This window comes from Paenibacillus campi (assembly GCF_034659835.1).
In the GTDB taxonomy this organism is placed as follows: Bacteria; Bacillota; Bacilli; order Paenibacillales; family Paenibacillaceae; genus Saccharibacillus; species Saccharibacillus campi.
In genome coordinates this window covers 181,445-204,897 of the sequence record NZ_JAXSQZ010000009.1, presented here as the reverse complement: position 1 = coordinate 204,897, position 23,453 = coordinate 181,445, and the positions used below count along the sequence as shown (strand labels likewise).

The following is a 23,453-nucleotide window of genomic DNA, read 5'->3' as shown; positions in this document are numbered from 1 at the left end:
TATTCATACTTTCGCCCATCCAGCGAACGCATCGGCTTCGGCGGCACGTGTGAATGCGAGTGTACAGCAGTGGTATGGGGAATATAGTTTGCCTGCACAGGTGTATGTCGTGCCCAAAGGAACCGATTTGGCGGCATATGCGCGGTCACATGGGGGACTGGATGAGAAGTCACCGATTTTTCTCAAGCAGGGGTTTATTGTCGTCAATTTTAATATGGAAACGATTGTAAATGGCGATATCGCGCACCCGCATTTGCAATATATGCACGCGCCCGGTAGCAATCAATGGTGGGACAAAGAAGGGTATGACCATACAGATGGGAAACGCGATCATATGCTGACCGATCCGTATGGGGTACAGTATGAGGTGGCAGATGGGGATGTATTGTTTTATGATACCGATCATAGTGTGGTAGATGATTATACGAGCCGTGGCACGCATTGAGTGTGGAATTCAAAAGGCTTGATCGCCCATTCGGCATAACAATAATAGAGGAAATCTGATCATATTATCTATTTATGTAACTTATATAAATTTAACACTATAAAATAATATGGAAATTCGATCTGGAATTGACTCGGGAAGTATTGTGAAAATAACAATATATGAGTTTTGAGTTCAATCGAATGAAAGAAAATGATATCGTCATATTTGCATAAGTTTAAAATAAGTACAAAATACTAATAAACAATTTTCTGAATGGAATACTATTCAGAATGTAGATTTTAGAAATAACCGGTTGGTTGATACGTATATGAACGATACAACAGGGCGAAAATGAATCGATTTTCCTTTTAAGTTGATATGACTTAGGTTGCTATGACGTATATGCGTTAATTGTATTGATATGTGTGCTATATAAGTTATATACTTAGCAATAAGATATAGAGCGTTTCGGTGGGGCGATCACGGCGTAGCCTTCCATAAGGAGGTGATGCCATGATCGCACTTGTTTGGATTGAGCTTGTTGATGTGTTAAAGATGATAGCGGCTTTGCTTAGTATTGTACTTAGCGGACGCAAAATGTATCGTCTTTGCCATTTTGTTTATCGCAAGCTTAAAAACAAGCGGAAAAAACCCACCGAGTAAGGTTAGCGACCCTCGGTGGGTTTTCGTAAATTAATCGTCACATAGCACGCCGTGCGTTCTACCATGCTTTGTATCCTATAGCTCTACCGTTGGCGCGGTAGGGCTATTTCTGATTGTGGTTACCGCAATTATATACTAATATTAGTATCCTTTCAATATCGATTTGATTGATTTGTAACACGTTACATTGTGGATATAGATACGATTATTTTAATGTTAAGCCTCGATTCACGTACACATAACGACTGCTGCACCTATCAACCTTTCCAACTTTTCAATTCCTCATACGCCGCCATAATTTGGTCATAATCCTCACTACCTTTAGCAAAACCAGTCACATCGCTCACAACTGCCCCTACGCCTTCGGCTTGGATGCGTCCTTGCAGCTCGGCGGATTGGGGGTCATTGGCATTGTCGTAATGGAAGGCGGCGGCTGCGCCTTGTAGCAGATGGTCGCGACCGAGTCCAAGTTCAGCCGCCATATTGGCAGGGCCGATTAGACGATCAGCAGAGCCGAGCTTGCGCAGTGGCTCGCGTCCGACACGAATCACTTCATCACGGATATACGGATTTTTGAAACGGGTTTCGATTTTGTCGATATAGTTGACATGTTCGTCAGCATCAAAGCCGTGCTTTTTCACCAGCGCCGCACCGCTTTGTTCCATCGCTGGGCGCACGATCGCACGTATCGATTCGTCTTGAATGCTCTGATCGATCGTTTCGATGCTTTTTAGGAAACCAAGATAAGCGGTGATTGCATGACCCGTGTTGAGTGTGAACAGCTTGCGTTGTACGTAGGCAACCAGATTGTCGGTTAATTTCATGCCGTCGATCTGCGGTGTGCCGCCTTTCAGTTTCGGTTCTTCCACAATCCATTCATGGAACGCTTCGACACCAACGTCAAGCAGATGATCGCCCTGGAATGGAGGCACGATCCGATCGACCGAGCAGTTGGCAAAGCCGACATATTCGTGTGCATACGCTTTACCTGCTGCGGACAGATGGGTTTCTACCTGTTCTTGCAAATGGCTCGTTGCACCGACCATATTTTCGCAGGCGATAATATTAAGCGGCCCGGCACCAGCATGACGGCGCGCTTCGATGCCTTGTGCGATCGTTGGCGCGATAAATTTCAGTACATTTGGACCAACCGCTGTTGTGATCATTTGTGCGGTGGCGATCTCGTCTACAATCTCTGTGCTATTGGACAGGCAGCCGGATACGTTTGTAATCGTTTGTACGCTTTTTTCCAGATCGAGAATGTGGATGTTGTAGCTCTTTTGCTCATTGAGCGCAGCGATCATTTTTTCGTTTACATCGGCAAATACGACATGATAACCAGCATTGGCAAGCAATGCTCCGATAAATCCACGACCGATATTGCCTGCTCCAAACTGAATTGCTTTTTTCATAGCGTGCACCTCCATAAGTATAGAGCAGCTTGTCATTTGCAGTAATATTCAGATAACCAGAAGATTGGTTTTCATAAATGATTGCATAGGCAAGCTGCGCTGAAATCAATTGACGATGTGTTGAGTAGCGATGTGATTGAGCTAATGTCTTGGCAATTATTAATTCCGATCATAATCGCACATAGGTTAGCGCATGGACTAGCATTAATCAGAGCTTTGAAGCTGCTGCAATTGCTTACATATGGCAGACAATAGCATCCTATCAACGCTCAGCTTTACAGTAGTTCGCATACTGGACGTTGTACAAAAGAGACAATATTACGGATGCATCAACCAGCGCCCACTATTGAATAAACAGGTTAAATCAGCAGCCATCTCGCTGCTGATTTAACCATTATTGCTCTGTATAATAACAGTAGTTTGATCGTGTAGAGCAGCGATGTTCTCCTGCTATGATTCCAGTGTATCTTTCATAAAGATGGAGTGAATCAGACACTGAATGTAAGCTGGTCAGCCGACTAGCTAAAGTTTGTTCAACCGTGCCGACTACATCCGTTTAAATCGAGAACGTACGATAAATCTCGTTGGCATCCGTTACTTTGGACAGATGCTGTACAACCGATTCGTCTTCGATCGTTTCAGCGATTTTGGTCAAAATTTGCAAATGCTCTCCGCCTGCACCGGCGATGCCGATGACGAGATACGCTTTGCCACCTTCAAACTCAACGCCTTGTGGATATTGCAGCACGACGATACCGGATGTTTGAATTTGCTTTTTCGCTTCACCAACACCGTGTGGAATGGCGACGCCGTTACCGATATAGGTGGTCGCTACTTGTTCACGCTCATGCATAGCAGCTACATAGTCCGGTTTTACATAGCCAGACTTAGCGAGCAGTTCGCCTGCTCTACGAATCGCTTCTTCTTTGGACTCGCTTGCCAGACCGAGTACGATGTTTTCTTGGCGCAGTACACTCGTGCCAGCCGCAGCGTTACTTTGTGTATCTGCGACGATATGCGGCGCGTTATGGCTCAGTACATCGCTCACTTCTTCACGTACACCAGCCGCTTCTTTCGGGATCGAGGAGGCTGCATTGCCAGCCGCAACGTCTTTTAGCTTTTGGATCATTTCATCATAGATCGGGTTGTTAATAAAATTGTCGATCGAGACATGCTGTGCATTAGGCGCTTTACCGCGGGCACGGCTAGTCAAGTTTTGCTGTGTAACGACGATGTCGGCATCGCCTGGGATCGAGTCAATCGCCGAGTTGGTTACTTGAATCGGCAGACCGGCTTGTTGCACTTTTTTGCGGAACGACGATGCGCCCATTGCGCTGGAACCCATACCTGCATCACAAGCGAATACGATTTTGCGAACATTACCGGTTTGCAGATCGTTAGCACTGGACAATGCGGGTGCAGTGGCGCCACCGCCAGTTTTCATACTTTTAGAAGCAGCTTGTGCTTTTTCCAAATCGCCTTCACCTACAGGTGAACGACGCAGGAAAAATGCAGACAGCAGGAACGATACGATAGCAGCCGCTGCAACACCAGCGATAACTTGCAATATGCCACCTTTTGGCGCGAGCGCCAGAATAGCGATAATACTACCTGGAGACGCTGCACTTGTCAGACCGCTACCGAGAATGCTGTTCACAAATACACCAGCCATACCACCAAGCGTAACCGACACGAACAGGATCGGTTTCATCAGTACATAAGGGAAGTAAATTTCGTGAATACCGCCGAAAAATTGGATAATGATTGCGCCTGGTGCAGAAGCTTTGATTGTACCTTTACCAAACAACCAGTAGGCAAGCAGTACGCCAAGACCTGGACCTGGATTCGCTTCCAGCAGGTAGAAAATCGATTTACCTGTTTCCAGCGATTGCTGTGCGCCCAGCGGTGTGAAAATACCGTGGTTGATCGCATTGTTCAGAAACAAGATTTTACCAGGCTCTACGAATAAAGAAACGAGCGGCAGCAGATCATGCGCAACGAGGAAGTTTACGCCTGCTTCAACGAGATGAGTAAAACCTTGTACGAGCGGGCCGATGCCGAGATAGCCGACAATCGCCAGCGCCATCCCGATAATACCGGCGGAAAAGTTGTTAACGAGCATTTCAAAACCAGCTTTAATTTTGCCTTCAATCGCTCTGTCGAATTGTTTGATGACCCAGCCGCCGAGCGGACCCATAATCATCGCACCGATAAACATTGGAATGTCCGCACCGACGATGACACCCATCGCTGCAATCGCACCGAGTACACCACCGCGATGATCGTGTACGACTTTACCGCCTGTATAGGCGATCAGCAGTGGCAGCAGGTAGGTGATCATTGGGCCGACCATTGTGGCAAGGGTCGCGTTTGGTACCCAACCTGTCGGGATAAACAATGCTGTTAACAAACCCCATGCGATAAATGCGCCGATATTCGGCATCACCATCGAGCTAAGAAAGCGTCCAAATCCTTGTACACGGTCGCGTGCACTGCGTTTGGCTGGAGCAGAAGTAGTAACTGTGCTCATAGTTGTTCAACCTCCATCATATATTGTTCAATTTTACGGGTATATAAATCCCGCATCATACCGGATATTTCGGATTTCAGCTCAGACGGTTGTTCCGAGACGAGCCTTGTAACAAAGCCAGGGCGATCGATTAGCGATTTGCTCACTTCATTAACTGCTTCCAAATACGATTTGCTGCTGTCCTTCGGCGCGAGCAGCACGATGGCGGCGTACAGATCAACCGACTGTGTTGCCGCCTGAATCGGTGCAGCGAAACGAATAATACCGAGAAACAGTTTGGACACGACGCTAGAACGGCAGTGCAGCAAAATTAGTCCATCTTGCGATAACACCGTTTCGCCCATGCGCTCACGTTCATGCAGCTCTTGCTCCAATCGATTGGCGCGTTCCGGCGAATTCGTGAACAGAACAGCAAGCTGATGGATCAATTCGGTCACCGACTCGGTACGAAAACCGTCGCGGATGACCAGCCCAGCGGTCAGATCGAGCACACCAGTCACCGTTTCTTTATGCGAGCCGAGTGTGTCGGTGAGCCGTTCTGCCGGATCGGAAGCACGCTGTATTTGCGGACGGTTTGTGCTGCGCAGTTCCAGCCGGGATAGCGTTTTGCGGATATCGTTAATATCTTCCGGCGATAACAGTGGCGATACGCGTACGGTTGGGATGCTGCTATCCACCTCAACGGTCGAGATGATCACATCGGCACGTGTTTCCATTTGTACCGCTTCCGAAGATGAGACGACATCGATAATGTGCAAGGACGGAAACTCGCGTTTGACGCGAATCGAGAGCAGACTGGATGTGCCCATCCCGCTGGCGCAGGCGATAATCGCTTTCAGTGGACGGGTCTGGGCGGCGGCATATTCGGACATCGCACCGATATGCATCGCCAGATAACCAATCTCTGCTTCCGGCACCTCACGCCCGGTAAATTCAGCAAGTAGCCGTGCACATTTGCGAGCGATTTCAAATGTCGGCGCGTATTGCTCTTTGATCTGAGCGAGCAGCGGATTGCGAATGTCGAGTCCAAGCCGCAAGCGCTCAATCGCTGGACCTAGGTGATTAATAAACCCGGCAAACAGCTTGCTATTGTCTTTCAGCTCAAAGCCGGTTTCCGCTTCCGCCATCTTCAAAATGTCACGCGCCAGCTTGACTAGCTCAAAGCTGACATGTTCGTAATATGAATCGGACTCGGCACCAAGCCGTGTCTCTGCTCCTTTGAGATGCATCGTAATATAACCTAGCTCATCTTCAGGAATCGCAATCTGAAACGATTGCTCCAGCCGCTGGGCAAGCTGGCGAGCGATATCAAATTCATTTAATTGCTTCAATTCATCGAGTATGCGCGGAGCGATCGTAATACGTTGCCCACTACGAATGCGCTCAATCGCCAGCGCGAGATGGACGGTTAGCCCGATATAAGCACTGTCGGTCAGTTTCATATGCATATCGCGTTCCAGTAAGCCTAAATACTGCTGAAGCTGATCCATCATGCCGTCATCGACCAGGTTCAGCAGCCGATTGCGGATATGAAATTGCACTCGTCCCGGTTCCTCATCTGGCGGAAAACGATGACGCACGAGATGAGTCAATTGATACTCGTCAACGCTTTCATACAATAAATGTACAAGCGCTGAACGGATACTGCTCTCCGTGCCTTCGATATAGACGCCAAGCCCTGGTTTACGAACAAGTGTAATGTCAAAGGACGATAACCATTGTTCAATGCGATCGAGATCATTGCTTAGTGTGCCTTCTGTGACTTTGAATTGTGAAGCAAAAGCATAAAGTTTAATCGGTTCACGAGAAAGGAGAAGTTCGCTGATGATGAAGTAGTGCCTTTCCTCGCGGGTGTAATCTTTACGCGGGGTTTGCCCTTCCAGCTCATGACGTGCGGCATGTAGTGCATGCGACTCACCATCCAAGGCAAGACCGGTTCCAGGCTTGCGAATCAGTTTGAGCTGATGCTGACGTAACCATTCTTCGACAGCCGGCAACTCGCGCTTGACCGTTTTTTCGCTGACGTCCAGATGATCCGACACATCGCGGATCGTAATGTATTCGCCATGTGCACCAATCAAAAACTGAAGCATCATCGTCAGCCTGTCGGTCAGCTTCTTCAAAATCGACAACCTCCTTTCGAACGATTCGATTGTAAACGATACCAAGAACAAGCTGTGCACAAACAGGAATGTGATTCCTTGTTTCAAATTTTATGCTTTTCACGATTCGACATCAATTGAAAGATGTCATAATTTGTCCTTTGTGCATAAGGGACAAAGGTAAACAAAGCCTTGCAAATCAAGGAAAGTCAGCAGAAAGGAGAGAGAAGGTAAAACGGTCGCATGGCGATATATGTACAACAAAACAAGCGACCTGCAACCAAATCGTTTTTGGAATATGACAAATAACGACATTTTGATCTATGCTGAGTGGAAAGGATACATGTAGCAACGTAGCATTCATAAATTTCCATTGGCAAAAATTCCATAAATTTCATGTATACGCTATGTATTAAACCGTGAACAAAGTTGTTTAAACAGGAATCCGGCAAATTGCCAGCAGCGCAGATGATTGCGCAAATAGTACAATTAGACGGAAAAATGGGGGATTTGATGTTGGAAAGCAATGATGGACAAAAAGCGGAGCAGCCCGTACATGCTGTAATGGCTGCAAAGGAGTGCGCATACAAACAGGAGTACATTGACCAAAAATAATTTAAATTTCCAATCGACTTTAAGGTTGAACTGTAGCAATAGTAGTCCATAATTCAAATTAAAATTCAACCTATTTACGGTAGCCGTTTCGCCATAAAAGTTAATGCCGCAAAGAGGATGACGAGACGACATTGCTTCAACCGGAATACGATAGCGGGCAGCACGGCGAAGCGCGCTTATGCCAACTTACACAGAGCTACCCACTATACACATATGCCGGTTAACGCAACAAGAACAGCTAGCAAGCCGAACTATAATTTACAAAGAGGACGGTCAATGCGATGACTTTACTGTCGTATCCGTGTTTGCCGATTGTTCTTGCTCAACCGCATACCACGGATTCAAATGTACAAGCACTTCGGTCACTTGTGCATCGGATTGCATAATGTTTTTTTTCATCAGTCTGGAAATATCATGTCCTTGCTGGATCGTTAGTGTTGCGTCCACACCGATGCGAATATCGACAACGATATAATGCCCATGCTCACGTGCACGGATACGGTCGATCCGTTTCACTTCCGGCATTGCGCTCAAGACGGCGGTATAGGCGTCGATCTTTTGCGGTTGCACTGCCTTTTCCATCAAAATGTCGATCGATTCGCGTCCGGTCTCGTAAGCGAGCTTTAAAATAAGCAAGGCAACGATCATCCCTGCAATCGGATCGCCGTAAGCGAGCAGTTCATAACCGTAATGTTCCCCGATGAGCGCCAGCCCGATGCCGAGAAAAGCGGCTGCTGACGCATACACATCTGCCAGATGATCTTGCGCCGTCGCGATCAAGCCTTTGCTATTCGCCGCGCGCCCTACTTTCATCGTATACATATACAGCGCCAGCTTCCATAACAACGATACCGCTGCGGCGATCAAAGGAATAATATGTGGCTGTACCGGTGGCTCAAACAGCAGCATAATCGAATGATACCCGATATAAAATGCCGCCAACATCAAAATAACCGCTACCATGCTCGCGCCGATCACCTCTGCTTTGCCATGTCCATACGGATGATCTTCATCCGGCGGTATAGCGGAGATGCGCATCGAACCAAGTGCAGTCGCGGAGGCAATCACATCACCGGCATTGTGAATCCCGTCTGCGATCAATACTTGACTGTTAAACAAAAAGCCGACGATCAGTTTAAGCAGCGTTAGTGCAATATTGCTGAACAGGCTGAGCCATGCCGCCAGCATAGATGAAGCATTGGAAATACTCATACATCAAAGCCCCCTGCCTTGAAAATATCGAAGCGATACACTAATCCGCATCAGTCGCTGCATGGATCGGGATATTGATTTCACGACAGCACCAACGCGGATGAGCTTCGCCTGCACCCGAAAGCCACTTGATTAGGGCGTGTCTTCAAACTACTTTACAGGCAACTCTATCCGGTTTATTTTCATTAGACTATGCATACATGCAACGCAGTTCACTTGAAACATAACCATTTTGACGACTGCAATTTCAACTAATGAAATAAGGAGACGACAAAGTTGACGGTTTGAAGACAACGCCTAGCAGCAACAGCTTGCTCAGCGCAAATTCCGGGTCTGTATGGCGATTGTGCGTATACAACCATATGCCATATGCGCGCTGGAAGCAAGTCCATTTTGGATTCATTTGTAAAAGAAGGTGTAGAACTGTGCTTCATCATACCGCACCTATACGGCACAAGTTTTGCAATCGTACATATAGCATAGAACAGGCAAGACAGCTGCCCTCCTGTTGGAGAAACAGCTGCCTTGCCTGTGTGGGTAGCGAGTGATGGGTAATCCGTCATTTTTATTCCATAAATAGTGTAGTCACATAGCATAGTAGCTTGTCTCGGATAAATTCACGGTATGCCTAGTTTATAATTGCTTGACAATGAACACGTTTAGGTATGTGTGAACCTGATTTTTAATTGAGACAGCCTAATAGTACGCTGACCGTTTTAAATATACAGTTTAAACCGGTGTAGATTACCGCTACAAATAAGGACATAAAGTGGATTCAAAGCGAATATTGAAAGCAATAGTTAATCATGCTATAGCATCGTGTTGCCTCAGTAAGCGGAGTGGCGGAACAATGGATAACGATGCATTGTTCACTTAGGGCATGCCTGTTAGCTAGCTTGATTTAGCCTGGTCATATTACTTATTATGCTATAGACATCAGGATTGCGGCTCCAGACAGCGCAACACTTTGTAACTAAAGCCAGGCAGCTCGTGTCCAAGCTGTCCATTATCGAGCGTTAGCTCTTGTTGCTCCAGCACATCTTCCCAGTGATTTGCGCCCAGATCAAGCTCAACCGTTAGCGGCTGGTCAGAGCTGTTCATCATAATGACAAAGCGTTCTTGCTCATCTGCACGCTCGTACACCAGCTCATTGCTGTCTTTGCGTGAATGGAGGAAGCGGAAGCTGCCTTGACGCAGTGCCGGATGCTGCTTGCGCAAAGCGATCACCTGACGATAATAGTCGAACAGCTCGCGATCTTGCTCCTCCTCATCCCACACCATACAGCGACGGCAATCCGGGTCATGCTCGCCTTCCATTCCAATTTCATCGCCATAATATACGCATGGCGCACCCGTATAGGTCATCTGGAACAACACCGCCAATTTTAGTCGCTCCTTATTGCCTTTAGCTACCGTTAATGCGCGTGCGGTATCATGACTGTCCAGCAGATTGAAGGCAACCTCGGTTACTTGTAATGGATAGCGCGACATTTGCGTACCGATTGCATGCGAGAACGTTAGTGCATCGGTTGTATCTTTAATGAAGAAATCGGTCACCGCGTTTTTAAACGGATAATTCATCACCGAGTCGAATTGATCACCTTGCAGCCACGGACTCGATTCATGCCAAATTTCGCCCAAAATATAAATGTCCGGATTGATCGCTTTTACCGTTTGCCGGAACTCACGCCAAAACTGATGATCGACCTCATCCGCCACATCAAGGCGCCAGCCATCAATACCGTATTCTTCCGCCCAATAACGAGCGACACCGAGCAAATACGCTTTAACTTCGGGATTTTCCGTATTCAGCTTTGGCATAAGCGGTTCAAAATCAAATGTATCGTATGTCGGTACACCATCTTCGACCGCGAGCGGGAATTTGCGCACATGGAACCAGTCTTTATAACGCGAATGCTCCCCTTTTTCCTGCACATCGACAAATGGTTTAAACGTTTTGCCGGAATGATTGAATACCGCGTCAAACATCACACGGATGCCTTTGCTATGGCAGGTGTTAATGAGCTTTTTCAGCGTTTCTTCATCGCCAAAATGCGGATCGATCTGCATATAATCTTCGGTATCGTATTTATGATTGGTCGTCGCTTTGAAGATCGGACAGAGATAGATCGCATTAATGCCTAATTCGGTCAAATGATCCAGATGGTCGATAATGCCTTGCAAATCGCCGCCGAAGAAATTGTACCATTCCGGTTTACCGCCCCACGGCAGCGTGCCTTCCGGATCATTGGAAGGATCACCATTGGCAAAACGCTCGGGGAAAATTTGATAAAACACCGCATCTTTTACCCATTCCGGTGTTGTAAACACATCGACCGGATTAATAAATGGAATATCAAACAGACGATCCATATCCGGCTCATTGGCACCGAATTTGTCCTCATCCATCCAGATCGTGTCATTGCCGTCACTAAGCTTAAACCCGTATTTCAGCCGCCGATACGGCGGTTTTACTTCACAATGCCAATAATCAAACAGCTCGTCAGTGGCAAAGATCGTCATCGGCACAAGCTCTTTCGATTTGTCCCAAATGTATTTATCGCCTACCAGTGCAGAAGCTTCAGTCACATCCTGCTTTTTTGTACGCAAACGCAGATGAATCGTTTCCCGGTCATACGGATAACCCCAGTTTAGCTTTGGACGATGATAAATGGCTTCGATCAGCATAGTGATGCCTCCTGTAATGATTTGATATTCAGATGAACACGCGGTACGTGGGATTGATCATTGTGCTGGTGGCGGTATGTAGATCGGTCGCCCACACTTTCAGTTGAGCATGGGGATCGATAGCACTGATCCTAATCTTATGTATCTTTGCCTATATAAACGCCAGCCGTACACGTATCGACCACATGATCATATATTAACCCTGTCTGCGTAGTTAGTAATCGCTAGGTTGAGCATAAGCTGTATCATCATGAGCGTTCATTCATGTGCTACCGCTCAGATGGAGCTTAATACGACGTATCCTAACCGATCATCTGCTTGTCGAAAAATGAATAGACAGTTATATGAGTGTGATGATTCGATGTAATGTTTGCTCAAACTGAACATGTTAATGAGTTTATCGTTTAGGAAATCGAAATTGCAGTTGCTGGATGCAGTTGATTTGAACGCTAGTGAAAACATTATGATCTAGTTTGTTGTCAAAATGCACATAAACGAAGCTGAAAAATATTCGATTAATTAATACTATGAGTTTAGTCGGGTTTATGTTAAACTGTAACAGTTGTATGGACTCAACTGTAAAAAAGTTAAGAAAAGGAGAAATTTATGGATACTTTATTAATCATCCTTAACGTAGCAGTGCTGGTCGGATTAATCGGCTTGCTCGCCTGGATGCAGAAAAAACATATTTCTTTTACTAAACGTGTATTTACCGGTCTGCTGCTTGGGATCGTATTTGGTGTTATTTTGCAGCTTGTGTACACACCGGACTCTACTATACTATCGGATTCGATCAGTTGGTTTAATCTGGTAGGTAGCGGTTATGTACGTCTGTTGCAAATGATCGTTGTACCGCTGATCATGGTATCGATTATTATGGCGATTCTGAATTTGAATGGACGCCAAAATTTAGGTAAAATTAGCGGTTCGATTTTGCTCGTATTGTTGTTAACGACAGCGATCGCGGCTGGAATCGGTATTGCGTCTGCACTCGGTTTCCATCTGACTGCGCAAGGGATGCCGATTGGCGGTGTAGAAGAACAGCGCGGTGTGTTGTTGCAGGAAAAATTAGGTGATGTGGAAAATAAACCATTGCCAGCGCAGTTACTTGAATTTATCCCAACGAATCCATTTGAAGATATGACGGGTGCACGTCAGTCGTCCACGCTAGCGGTCGTTATTTTCTCCGCATTTGTAGGTGTCGGTGCACTTGGTTTTATGCGTAAAAATCCGAAACAAGGCGAAGTGTTCCAAAATGTTATGGCAGCCGTGTACGGTGTCGTGATGCGGATCGTGACATTGATTTTGCGTCTGACGCCATACGGTATTTTGGCACTGATTACGAAAATGGTCGCTACGACTAGCGGTCAAGATATATTAAACTTGTTCAAATTTGTACTTGCTTCGTATGCGGCTTTAATTGCTATGTTTGTCGTACATCTGGTCATTTTGGCAATCGCTGGTTTGAATCCGGTGCAATATGTCAAAAAGATCATTCCTACGCTCACATTCGCGTTCACTTCGCGCTCTAGCGCAGCAACGATTCCGCTCAATATCGATACACAAACACGTAAGCTCGGTGTGTCAAGCGGCATTGCCAATCTGTCAGCGAGCTTTGGCGCTACGATCGGTCAAAACGGCTGTGCCGGTATTTATCCGGCGATGCTAGCAGTAATGATTGCGCCAACGGTAGGCATTAATCCGCTCGATTGGCAGTTTATTTTAACATTGATTGCGGTCGTTACGATCAGTTCACTGGGCGTAGCCGGTGTAGGTGGCGGCGCTACTTTTGCTGCATTGATCGTATTGTCGACGATGAATCTGCCGGTTGCCCTTGCCGGTCTGTTAATCTCGATTGAACCGTTGATCGATATGGGCAGAACCGCTCTGAATGTAAGCGGCTCGATGGTATCCGGCGTAGTTAGCAGTCGTGTACTAAAGGAACATGATGGGCAAGTGTATAACCAGGATGTAGCGGAACTGGAACCTGCTGAAGCGTCCTGATCAATTTGTTTTTTGATGGAAACTGTGTTGAGAACCTCTGGTTGCATGGATGATGCAATCAGGGGTTTTTATGTTGTTTTCGTTTGAAATAGGGTTAGTCGGTTTGCTTGATCAATAGCTAGTACTTAGACCGAGATTGATTTGAGTTTTAAAGCTAGCTTAATCTATTATAGATGAGGCTATCAGCACACAATCAAAGTTGAAACTTAACTTGGTCTGCCTACTAGGGCATGAGCATACGATGCCTGAAAATGAGACAAATGGTTATCATTTAATTGAATCGATACAGCATTATACGACCCTATAGTGCATAGACAAGGAGGTGTAGACGATTGATCAACGAACGAATCATAGCATTTGTGCAATGGCATCGTGAGCAGGGCTGTGAAATGGAACTTGTTGCTGGGACGATAGGTGAGCGAATGGACGGGATTGCTGTTCCGAGTGTGCTTACTGAGCGATATGGGGTTTTACCAGAATGTTTGTCTGTTTGGATACAGCTTGTTCGCAAATTGGTTGCTCCACAAGAGCAGGCGTGGTTTTTGACTGCTGAGCATTATAATGAACAGCGCGATGACGGATTGTCTGACCGGGATGTCGGATTTGTTTGGAATGAGTGGGAGCGTATCAGTTTGGATGCTGCTGCTGGTGATGTGGAGTGGCAACAGCAGATTCGATCGTTTTGGGATCGGTATGTACCTGTAGTTATGATCGTACAGCCGGAATATGCATTTTATGCGATAGACACGCACAGTGTTGAAGGTGCTGTTATATACGGGCGTGAGCCGGAGTTTGAAGATGGCGATAAGGTGGCAGCATCGTTTGATGAGTTTTTGCAAACTATTGTGCAGGGCACATTAAAATGGTACAGCCAGGAGTGAACACCGGCTGTATCATTATTATTACTGCGTAGCGTAAATGATCGGCTTATAATAGCTATCTTCGTAGTAGGTCTTCTATCATAGTATGCCTTCATCATGCGTTTTCGTTTCCTGCTATATCTGGCTGAATTACAACCACTCCGCCCGTCCTGAAGCGCGTGGCACGAGCACAGTTCGATACGCACCCGGAGTTTCCGACATATGCACTTGATCGGTCACGCCCTGATAATGTCCGCATACGGTATCGGCAGTAAATAGCTCGGGATCAACATACAGATGTTCGTCCGATGAGCCAGCGGTTTGGTGGGCGAATGGTTTATCAAACAGACCGAGTGACATGAGCCATAACGAGACCCGGCTAAGCGAAATATGCACGCGGTAACTACCGCCTTCCGTTGCACGGCGCGCGAGTGCAGCCATTGCGCCTGCTGCGGCAAGCCATGAAATAATATAATCGTTGACGACTAGAATCGGTGGCAGTTCCGGTTGCTCTGGTGTGCCTTCCAGCGCCATTACACCGGTTAATGTGCCTGCCGTTTGGTCAAAACCGATCCGATCTGCCCAGACGCCCTCGTCGCCATTGAGCGATACCGACACATGGATAATGCCCGGACGTAGTGCAGCGCTTTGCTGTGCCCCAAGTCCGAACCGTTCCAGATAAGCAGGACGACGGTTAGCGAAGAAAATGTCCGCATCTTGGAGCAGTTCCATCATCCGTCCGTGAGCCGCTTCATCATTCAGCTCCAACATGGCGGAACGCATACCGACATTAGCGGTGTAATACGTAGTATCCACTTCCCAATCGGACGGACGCCAAATGTTCAGCACATCCGCACCATGTAGCGCCAGCGCACGACCGACACCTGCACCGGCGATCACATGACCCATACCGAGTGCACGAATGCCATCCAGCGGTGCCGATCCGCCTTGTGGTAACGGTTCTGGGGCACTGTCACCGATTTTCTCAATCTCAACGAGTGGTAAGGAGGCAATCGCTTCAAAAGCAGGCTCATTCAGAAATTCCTCGACCGTCCGCGCCATCGGCATGACGACACCGGCTTTTGCACCCGCTGCTTCTAGATCGCGTGCAGTCCACTGTGAAATGGCGTGAGCGACAGCTTCCGGCGTATCGGCACAATTTAGCAGTTTTAAAGTGTTTATTTTCAGCTTAGGATACGGTTCTAGCGGCATTACCCAGCGCTGATCTTTAGTCTGGTAAAAACGGAACTTAAACGATGGACTTGGATCGGATGGGCTGGATGGGGAGTAACCGTTCAGCTTTTCCCATTTGCGATCATAAAAAGGGGACAGGCGATGCAAAATTTGACGCAAATCGAGCGCAATGTCCTGCCCTTTTCCGCCGCGCAATTGCCACAGATGGGCAGCGGCTACCGATTTGGCAACCATACCGATACCCGCTGAGCTGGCAAGCCGTAGTACGCTGGGCACGATCGGGTCTTTGCCGGTAAAGTGAATGTCGCCGCCACTATCTTTTGCTGACAGTCCGATTCCGTTTAATACATCTTCCAGCGCTGCATGGATATCAAACACGGTATGATCGACACGATGGTCGACTGCATCTTGAATGCGCTGTTTGAGCAGCGCAGATTGTTCGTTTCCGAGCGAGTTTGTAGCTAGCATAGGATACACCTCTTTGGATAGGTTAAAAGTAGTTGAAAGCATCATCAGGAACAGAAGCACAAAGGCAGTCTGTATTTATATAAACACTATTATATAAAATTATACATATTATTTTAAACACTTGCACCGTGAAAGCAATGAACAATACAGGGTCAGTTGAGGTTTATGCCACATATGAATTTAAATTGTAGATATAGTGAAGGGATGGTATCCCCCATAAAACGATGACACGCACCACAACTTGCCTCTAAAAACAATAAAAGAGCAGCAAACCCGATGCGAGTTTGTTGCTCTTGATTGGCGTACGTCTGCGTATATTCGCAGGTGATGCTTCTCGTTCAATAGCGTTTTGGCTAGAGCGTGTACGCAAACTCGTAGGCTGCGAGCAGCACGGAACGGAGGGAAGGAATAGGGGTAAGGACGACTTTTGAACACGGGAATCTACCGCCTCTCTCTATTCGTAGATTCCCGTGTGAGACGGGAGTCCGTCCCCTTATTCCGTACCGCAGTGGGAGCTACTATAACACGACAGGTTTGCGTACATGCCCTAGTTACAGTGATCGCTGTCTGGCTACCGTCTCTGTACAGAAATAGAACATAGTGCAGTGACAAAGCAGGCGTGCAGCAACACGGTGATCATTCGCCTATAAGCAAATGATACCTATTCATTACAAGCAACCGCAGCCAATACGATTGCTTTATTGTCACCAGACCGGACAAATTATTAATCCATTACAGCTTTACCGGTTGCCGACTTGCTGCCGAAGCATACGCGGATAGGGCGACTTCGGTCGATCGTTTGCCATCCAGCCCGGTAACTGGCACCGGTTCGCCGTTTAGCAAGGCAGTGACAAACGCTTTGAGCATATAATGATCCATATCATCACCCCAGTAATACCAGTTCGCTTTCATCGTCGTATCGCTGAACAGCTCATTTTTTTGCTCAAAACAGTCGATCCACAAGCTGCCTTTCGTGCCGGTAATCTCCATCGTCACATCGCCCCATGTCGGGAACGAAGCGGTGCGCGACCAGCTTGGATCAAGCACCGCGACTGCGCCGTTATCGTATTTCATATGCACCATACCGGCATCATCGATATCGATATCATAAAATAACGTCTCTGCCAGCGCATACACTTCGGTTACACGCGCTTCTGGCATAAACCAGTTCATCAGATCGGTCACATGCACCGTATGATCAAATACCGCTCCACCACCGGCGAGCTGTTTGTCCGTAAACCACGGAATGTCCGGCTTTGTGCCGCGATTAGTGCCTTTGATCGCTACAATCTCGCCAATCTCGCCACGCTCGATCGCTGCTTTTGCCTCGACTACGGCAGGCACGAAGCGACACGGGAAGGCGGTCATTAGCTGAACGCCGTGGCTGTGTGCGCTAGCGATCATTTGATCCATTTCTTCGATGCTTACACCAAGCGGCTTCTCACACAATATATGTTTGCCATGCTCGGCAGCAGCGATGGCGATCCGAGCGTGGAGCGCATTTTCGGAACAAATAATGACCGCATCGATATCGGTCGCAAGCAAGGCAAGGTAATCGTCATAATACGGAATGCCGTTATGTTTGACCACTTCGGCTACTCTCGTTTGATCTTCATCCGCAATGCCTGCTACATGGACGTTAGGCAGTTGCAGCAATTGCTCCAAATAACTGAACGCATGCGAATGGGCAAAGCTGATCATCCCTATGTTAAGTTTCGTCACAGTCTCGTCCTCCTACAGATAGATCGGCAATCCGGTTGCAGCGGATTGGATCGCAGCACGCACAATCTCGATATTCGTACACGCTTCTTCCGCCGTAATCAGCAGTGGAGTACCGTGTGTAATCGCCGCAATAAAATGTTCCAGTTCCCGATAATACGGATCGGCATACGTTGGACTTTGCGGGACAGCAACCTCTGCCACGCCCGCCGTTTGTGTGTGCGCGCGCTTGATATGCAGCGAGCCTGCACTATTGCTATCAAAGCGCAGTAAACCTTTGCTGCCAGCCAGTTCGATCCCATAACGGAACGCTTCCGGTACGCCCCAACCTGCTTCCAGATTGGCGATCGTTTTGTTGCGGAATTGCAGCGTGACGAGCGCATAATCCAGCTCGGAATTACGATAATTGATCGTATACACCGATTCAACTTCGCCCAATGTCCAGCGCAAAAAGTCGATATCATGGATCATCAAATCCATAATGACACCACCGCTATGTTCAAAATCATGATACCATGCACTCGCAGCCCCTGGATGCGGTCCGACCCGTTTTGTATGCACGACACCGACGCGTCCGATTTCGCCACCATCGACCCGGCGCTTCATATCTTGATAATTCGGGAAAAAGCGCAGCACATGCCCGATGCACAAACGAACGCCTTTTGCCTCACAATACGCCGCCATCGCTCTGCCTTCTTCCGCTTGCAGTGCGATCGGTTTTTCGCAAAATACATGTTTGCCATAATCGGCAATTTGCTGCACATAATCCCGGTGCAGCGGTGTTTGCAACAACACACAGACGATATCCGGGTCCGTCTCCTTCATCATCACATCGAAATCATGGAATGCGGTCGTGCCGTACGTATCGGCAATATGCTGTGCTGCCGCATATTGTACATCAAACGCGCCCACCAGTTCCGCCTCCGGCATTTTTGCCAAATTAGCAGCATGTATACGGCCCATCGTGCCACAGCCTACAATTGCAACTTTCATCCCTGTTCACTCCAATATGCAAAATCGTTTACTTGGAACCTGTCATCGAAATCCCCTCGACAAAATAACGCTGGAAGAAAATAAAGATAATGAGCATCGGGATCGTCGCCATCACCGATCCAGCCATCAACACCGGGAAATTAGTCGTAAACTGCCCTTGCAGCAGCGATAAGCCGACAGCGAGCGTCATTTTATCCGGGCTGCTGTTTACGATCAGCGGCCACATCAGATCATTCCACGACGCCAGCATCGTAAAGATCGCCACCGCCATCAGACCGGGAACGGTCAACGGCAGCATAATGCGCCAGTAAATTTTAAACTGGTTACAACCATCGATTTTCGCCGCTTCTGCCAATTCATTAGGCAATGACATAAAAAACTGGCGCAGCATAAACATCCCAAACGCACTAAACAGACCCGGCACGATCAGCGCCTTCAGCGTATTCAGCCAGTGCAAATCACGCATAATCAAAAACTGGGGCAGCATATACACCTGACCCGGCACCATCAGCACTGCCAGTGACAGCACGAACAATACATGTTTACCCGGGAAATCGATCTTGGCAAACGCATACGCCGCCAGCGAACAGAACGCCAGTTGACCGATAATTTTCGCTGCCGCCACGATAATCGTATTCATAAAAAATTCAAAAAAAGGCAATAACTGCAACACACCGCTATAATTCGCCCAAATCGGCTGCTGCGGGAAAAAGACGATCGGTACGCGTGTAGATTCTTCCATCGTTTTGAGGGACGTGAGTACCATCCATAGAAACGGAAACACCATTGCCACCGCACCGATGATCAAAATAATATGAATGATGATTCGAGCAGCATTCAGCTTGCTGGTCATAGGCTGCTGTCTCCTTTCATTCGTAATGAACCCATTTGCTTTGCAGTTTCATTTGGATAATCGTAACGATCATAATGAGCGTGAACAGCAATACTGCTACCGCCGCCGCATAACCTTCATTGTTCAGCACAAATGCTTGTTGGTAGAAAAAATAGACGAGCGATTGGGTCGTATCGAGCGCGATATTTTTGTCGCCAATCATCATCCAGATCAGGTCGAACACTTGAAACGCATTAATAATCGAAATCAAACTTGCAAAAAACACGGTCGGTGACAAAATCGGCAGCGTAATCGTCCAAAATTTGCGAATAAATCCGGCTCCATCCAAATCGGCTGCTTCATAATACGATTTGGAAATGCCCTGCAAACCTGCCAGGAAAATGACCATATTGTAGCCGATACTGCTCCACACGCCGACGATAATGACCGCAAACGGAGCAACTAGCGGATCGGTCAACCACATCGGCCCTTCAATCGATAGCTTGTGCAGCAGTTGATTGAGCAAGCCGTAATCGCTGTTAAATAGCCATTTCCACACCATCGCCACCGCTGCTGGCATCGTAACGACCGGCAAAAAGTATAATGTACGATACAAATATATAAACTTGATTTTCTGATTTAGCAGTGTCGCGACGACAATCGAGAGCGCAATACTGATCGGTACGGACAAAAACGTGTACAGCAACGTATTGCGCAGCGTATGCCATACATCAGGATCATGTAACATCGTTTCATAATTGCTTAGCCCTGCCCAGTGGTATTTGCCAAAGTCGCCCCACTCGGTAAAGCTGAAATAAAACGTTTGAATTACCGGCCACATGTAAAAAAACATCAATCCGAGCAAGTTAGGCGCAATCATAATGAATGCCCACATCACATCGGTTTTGTTATACTTTCGACCGAGCCACCATCTCATTATGAAAACCTCCTGCACATAACCGATTCAGAGCCCGCACGCAGACGGCGAGCTCTGAATCGAAACGGTCTATTCTTTGGCAAGGATGTCGTTCATTTTGGAAGCTACTTCTTTGGCAGCGTCCGCAACACTCATCTGTCCGTACCATGCTTTTGTGAAATACTCGTCTTCTAATGCAAGCCATGCTGCTGTATTTTTGGACACCGGATACGGTTTGGCGTTAGCTGCCGCATCGATAAACACTTGCAGATTGAACTCAGGCACCGATTTGACCCATGCCGCCTGTGTACCATTAAAAGCAGGAATACCGGAACCAAACGAAGCGAAAATTTCATTAGCTTCTTTGGAACTCAAATACGTCAAAAATTGCTGTGCTTCCTGTGGATGAGCGGTTTTGGCACTAATGACGTTGGCTGCGCCGTGGATGACTTGTGTATCTTCTTTACCTTTAGGCAGCTTCGCTACATTTACGTTAGCTTTTGTATAGGCGTTGTTAGCGTATTCGCCTACATCCCATGAGCCGTCATACAGCATTGCGAGCTTGCCGGATTCAAACATTTTAACCGGATCGGTTTGTGACATTTGCGCAGCGGTTGGTGAATCGCCGGCTTTGATGAAATCCGTCCAATATTCCAAACCTTCAATACTTGCCGGCAGATCATAACCGGATTTTTTGTGATCCGGCGAAATGATATAACCGCCAGCTTGCAAAATCGTATCATAATAGCCCTGCTGGTTTTTCTGTTGTGCACCGATGCCCCAGATGCCTTTATTTTTGTCGGTCAGCTTGGCAGCAGCTTTTTTCACACTATCCCAATCCCATGTATCGTCAGGGATCGCTACATTGGCGTTTTTGAACAATGTTTTGTTGTACCACAGTCCGATTGTAGACATTTCAAATGGAATGCCGTACTGACTGTCATTCGATTTATACAGATCAATCAGACCGCTTGGGAAATTGGAAACTTGAATATCGCCTTTTTTCGTCAGATCGTCCAGCGGCATCAAAATATCATTGGAGATGTACTTTAATGCATTCGGGCCGTTCATCCAGAACACATCTGGCAAACTATCGCCGGTTGCGGCAACATTCAATTTATTCCAGTATTGGTCGAACGGTGTTAATTGAATATCAACGGTAATGTTGGGGTGAGATTGCTCGAACGTGTCGATAATTTTTTGCATGGCGGGTTGGTAATTTTTGTCCCACATTCCATAAGTCAATGTAACTTTCTCGGTGGATGGGGTGGATGCTGTAGTGGTGTCACTGGATGTGCTACCAGAGCTACAGGCACTTAGCGTCATCGTGCACAACAATAGCAAAGCGCTCAAACCTGTCCATTTTTTCATTCTCAATAAATCCCCCTTTAAAATGTAATCCATTACACAGAATGCGACCTACAATTGTCCCCGTTTAGAAGCGTAAAGAAGATGTTAGTTTTGTTAAAATTGTAATCGATTACTGTTAAGGTGATTATAAATTGAATAAATATACATAGTCAATACGATTTTAGACGTTTATTTTAATAAATTTAGCTGTATTCATTCCTTTTTAAGCTGTATTTATGTATAAAATGGAATGAATATAACTGTAATTCGTAAAAAAAGTAGTGTATACTGTTATCGATTACATTAATTACAGCGTTTCGGGAAGGTGAAGAAATATGGCGTCAATTCAGGAGGTAGCCAGGGAAGCAGGCGTTTCAACGGCGACAGTGTCGCGTGTCATAAATAATCATCCATTTGTATCAGACAAATCGAGACAATCGGTGGAAAAAGCGATTCGCAAACTGAATTATGAGCCGAATATGATGGGGCGTAATTTGCGTACAGCGAGCACGAATATGCTGCTCGTCTTGCTGCCGAGCATTTCCAATCCGTTTTATTCCAAAATATTGCAAGGTATTCAGGATACCGCCCGTCGCAAAGGCTATTATATCCTTGTCTGCGAAACGGATGCGTCATCGGAAATCCAGAGCTTTTTTATTAATACAGCGAAGCAGCAGCTTGCCGCCGGTATTATATCACTCGACCCAAGCTTGGATTTGGAAGATGTGTTGCTGCCGCAATTGCAAGACGGCTACCCGATTATTCAATGCGGCGATTCTCCGCAAAACGATAGCATCCCCTATGTGAGCATCGATAATACGATGGCAGCATACAAAGCGGTCAAATATTTGCTCGCTACCGGGCACACCCAAATTGCGCTCATTACCGCCAGCGACGACTTCCGCTATGCGACCGCCCGCCGTGAAGGTTATGCCAAAGCGCTTGCCGAATCCGGCATCGAACTAAGCGAGGAATTGATCAGTCGTGGTGAAGTCGATTACGAAGGCGGCAGACTGGCGATGCAAAAGCTGCTTACACTCGATCAGTTGCCAACCGCCGTGTTCGCGATCGGGGATATTATGGCAATCGGCGCCCTCAAAGCGATCCGCGAGGCTGGACTACATACCCCATCCGATATTGCGGTAATCGGGTTCGACAATATTCCATTTTCCAATATGACGACACCGACACTAACGACCGTATCGCAACCGATGTACGATATGGGCTGTAGCGCCGCCCAGATGATGATCGACAAGCTAAATCAGAAGGAAAAGACGATTAAAAGTTTGATTTTGTCGCATGAGTTGATGATTCGGGAGTCGACGGAGTTGTAGGTGAGGGACGAGGATTGGCGTTGGATGGAGCGATGATCGTAGTATTCGTTTTATAGTATGAGTATGGATGGCAAGGTTGAGGTAGACAACAGAATGATGAGGGGATATCCGATGAATGTGATGTATCGGATATC

16 protein-coding genes and 1 pseudogene are annotated in these 23,453 nt (G+C 47.0%); 6 read left to right on the top strand and 11 right to left on the bottom strand.

Annotated elements, in window-relative coordinates; all coding sequences use genetic code 11:
• Window positions 1-445: pseudogene (locus U1I11_RS18895) on the top strand (DUF5704 domain-containing protein); the annotation flags it as partial.
• 495 nt (window positions 446-940) lie between these two features.
• A complete protein-coding gene (locus U1I11_RS18890) occupies window positions 941-1,090 on the top strand; it encodes a hypothetical protein (protein WP_322907688.1) in 150 nt (49 codons plus the stop codon).
• 257 nt (window positions 1,091-1,347) lie between these two features.
• Here U1I11_RS18890 and U1I11_RS18885 read toward each other — a convergent pair whose 3' ends face one another.
• From U1I11_RS18885 to U1I11_RS18875, 3 genes are all read right to left on the bottom strand, one after another.
• Window positions 1,348-2,502: a mannitol-1-phosphate 5-dehydrogenase gene (locus tag U1I11_RS18885; protein ID WP_322907687.1), complete on the bottom strand. Its 1,155-nt coding sequence runs from the start codon at window positions 2,500-2,502 to the stop codon at window positions 1,348-1,350.
• Between the two features lie 556 nt (window positions 2,503-3,058).
• Entirely contained in the window at window positions 3,059-5,032 is a 1,974-nt protein-coding gene (locus U1I11_RS18880) for a PTS mannitol transporter subunit IICBA (RefSeq protein WP_322907686.1), read from the bottom strand.
• Window positions 5,029-7,155 carry a BglG family transcription antiterminator gene (locus U1I11_RS18875; RefSeq protein ID WP_322907685.1) on the bottom strand — a complete coding sequence of 709 codons (2,127 nt, stop codon included), beginning with the start codon at window positions 7,153-7,155 and terminating at the stop codon, window positions 5,029-5,031. Before U1I11_RS18875 ends, U1I11_RS18880 begins: the two co-directional genes overlap by 4 nt.
• A gap of 432 nt (window positions 7,156-7,587) precedes the next feature.
• On the opposite strand from U1I11_RS18875, the gene U1I11_RS18870 reads away from it, so the two are divergent.
• Window positions 7,588-7,749 (top strand): hypothetical protein, encoded by a 162-nt coding sequence (locus tag U1I11_RS18870; protein WP_322907684.1) that lies wholly within the window; start codon window positions 7,588-7,590, stop codon window positions 7,747-7,749.
• Between the two features lie 273 nt (window positions 7,750-8,022).
• On the opposite strand, the gene U1I11_RS18865 is transcribed toward U1I11_RS18870, so the two are convergent.
• Entirely contained in the window at window positions 8,023-8,961 is a 939-nt protein-coding gene (locus U1I11_RS18865; protein WP_322907683.1) for a cation diffusion facilitator family transporter, read from the bottom strand.
• A gap of 936 nt (window positions 8,962-9,897) precedes the next feature.
• A complete protein-coding gene (locus tag U1I11_RS18860) occupies window positions 9,898-11,649 on the bottom strand; it encodes an alpha-glycosidase (protein ID WP_322907682.1) in 1,752 nt (583 codons plus the stop codon).
• 606 nt (window positions 11,650-12,255) lie between these two features.
• Here U1I11_RS18860 and U1I11_RS18855 point away from each other — a divergent pair.
• Window positions 12,256-13,653 (top strand): L-cystine transporter, encoded by a 1,398-nt coding sequence (locus tag U1I11_RS18855; RefSeq protein ID WP_322907681.1) that lies wholly within the window; start codon window positions 12,256-12,258, stop codon window positions 13,651-13,653.
• Window positions 13,654-13,985: 332 nt separating this feature from the next.
• The gene (locus U1I11_RS18850) at window positions 13,986-14,534 is read left to right on the top strand and encodes a hypothetical protein (protein ID WP_322907680.1); all 549 of its coding nucleotides are present in this window, start codon (window positions 13,986-13,988) and stop codon (window positions 14,532-14,534) included.
• Between the two features lie 129 nt (window positions 14,535-14,663).
• Here U1I11_RS18850 and U1I11_RS18845 read toward each other — a convergent pair whose 3' ends face one another.
• The 6 genes from U1I11_RS18845 to U1I11_RS18820 form a co-directional block, all read right to left on the bottom strand.
• Window positions 14,664-16,175 carry a CoA transferase gene (locus U1I11_RS18845; RefSeq protein ID WP_322907679.1) on the bottom strand — a complete coding sequence of 504 codons (1,512 nt, stop codon included), beginning with the start codon at window positions 16,173-16,175 and terminating at the stop codon, window positions 14,664-14,666.
• A 732-nt stretch (window positions 16,176-16,907) separates the two neighbouring features.
• On the bottom strand, window positions 16,908-17,897 hold the full coding sequence (locus U1I11_RS18840; RefSeq protein WP_322907678.1) for a Gfo/Idh/MocA family protein: 990 nt from the start codon (window positions 17,895-17,897) through the stop codon (window positions 16,908-16,910).
• Window positions 17,898-17,909: 12 nt separating this feature from the next.
• Window positions 17,910-18,887 (bottom strand): Gfo/Idh/MocA family protein, encoded by a 978-nt coding sequence (locus U1I11_RS18835; RefSeq protein WP_322907677.1) that lies wholly within the window; start codon window positions 18,885-18,887, stop codon window positions 17,910-17,912.
• Between the two features lie 28 nt (window positions 18,888-18,915).
• Window positions 18,916-19,740 (bottom strand): carbohydrate ABC transporter permease, encoded by an 825-nt coding sequence (locus U1I11_RS18830; RefSeq protein WP_322907676.1) that lies wholly within the window; start codon window positions 19,738-19,740, stop codon window positions 18,916-18,918.
• 16 nt (window positions 19,741-19,756) lie between these two features.
• Window positions 19,757-20,656, bottom strand: coding sequence for a carbohydrate ABC transporter permease (locus U1I11_RS18825; RefSeq protein WP_322907675.1), 900 nt, complete (start codon window positions 20,654-20,656; stop codon window positions 19,757-19,759).
• Window positions 20,657-20,725: 69 nt separating this feature from the next.
• Window positions 20,726-22,006, bottom strand: a complete 1,281-nt coding sequence (locus tag U1I11_RS18820) for an ABC transporter substrate-binding protein (protein WP_322907674.1) — start codon at window positions 22,004-22,006, stop codon at window positions 20,726-20,728.
• A 314-nt stretch (window positions 22,007-22,320) separates the two neighbouring features.
• On the opposite strand from U1I11_RS18820, the gene U1I11_RS18815 reads away from it, so the two are divergent.
• On the top strand, window positions 22,321-23,319 hold the full coding sequence (locus U1I11_RS18815; protein WP_322907673.1) for a LacI family DNA-binding transcriptional regulator: 999 nt from the start codon (window positions 22,321-22,323) through the stop codon (window positions 23,317-23,319).
• The last annotated feature ends 134 nt before the right edge of the window (window positions 23,320-23,453 follow it).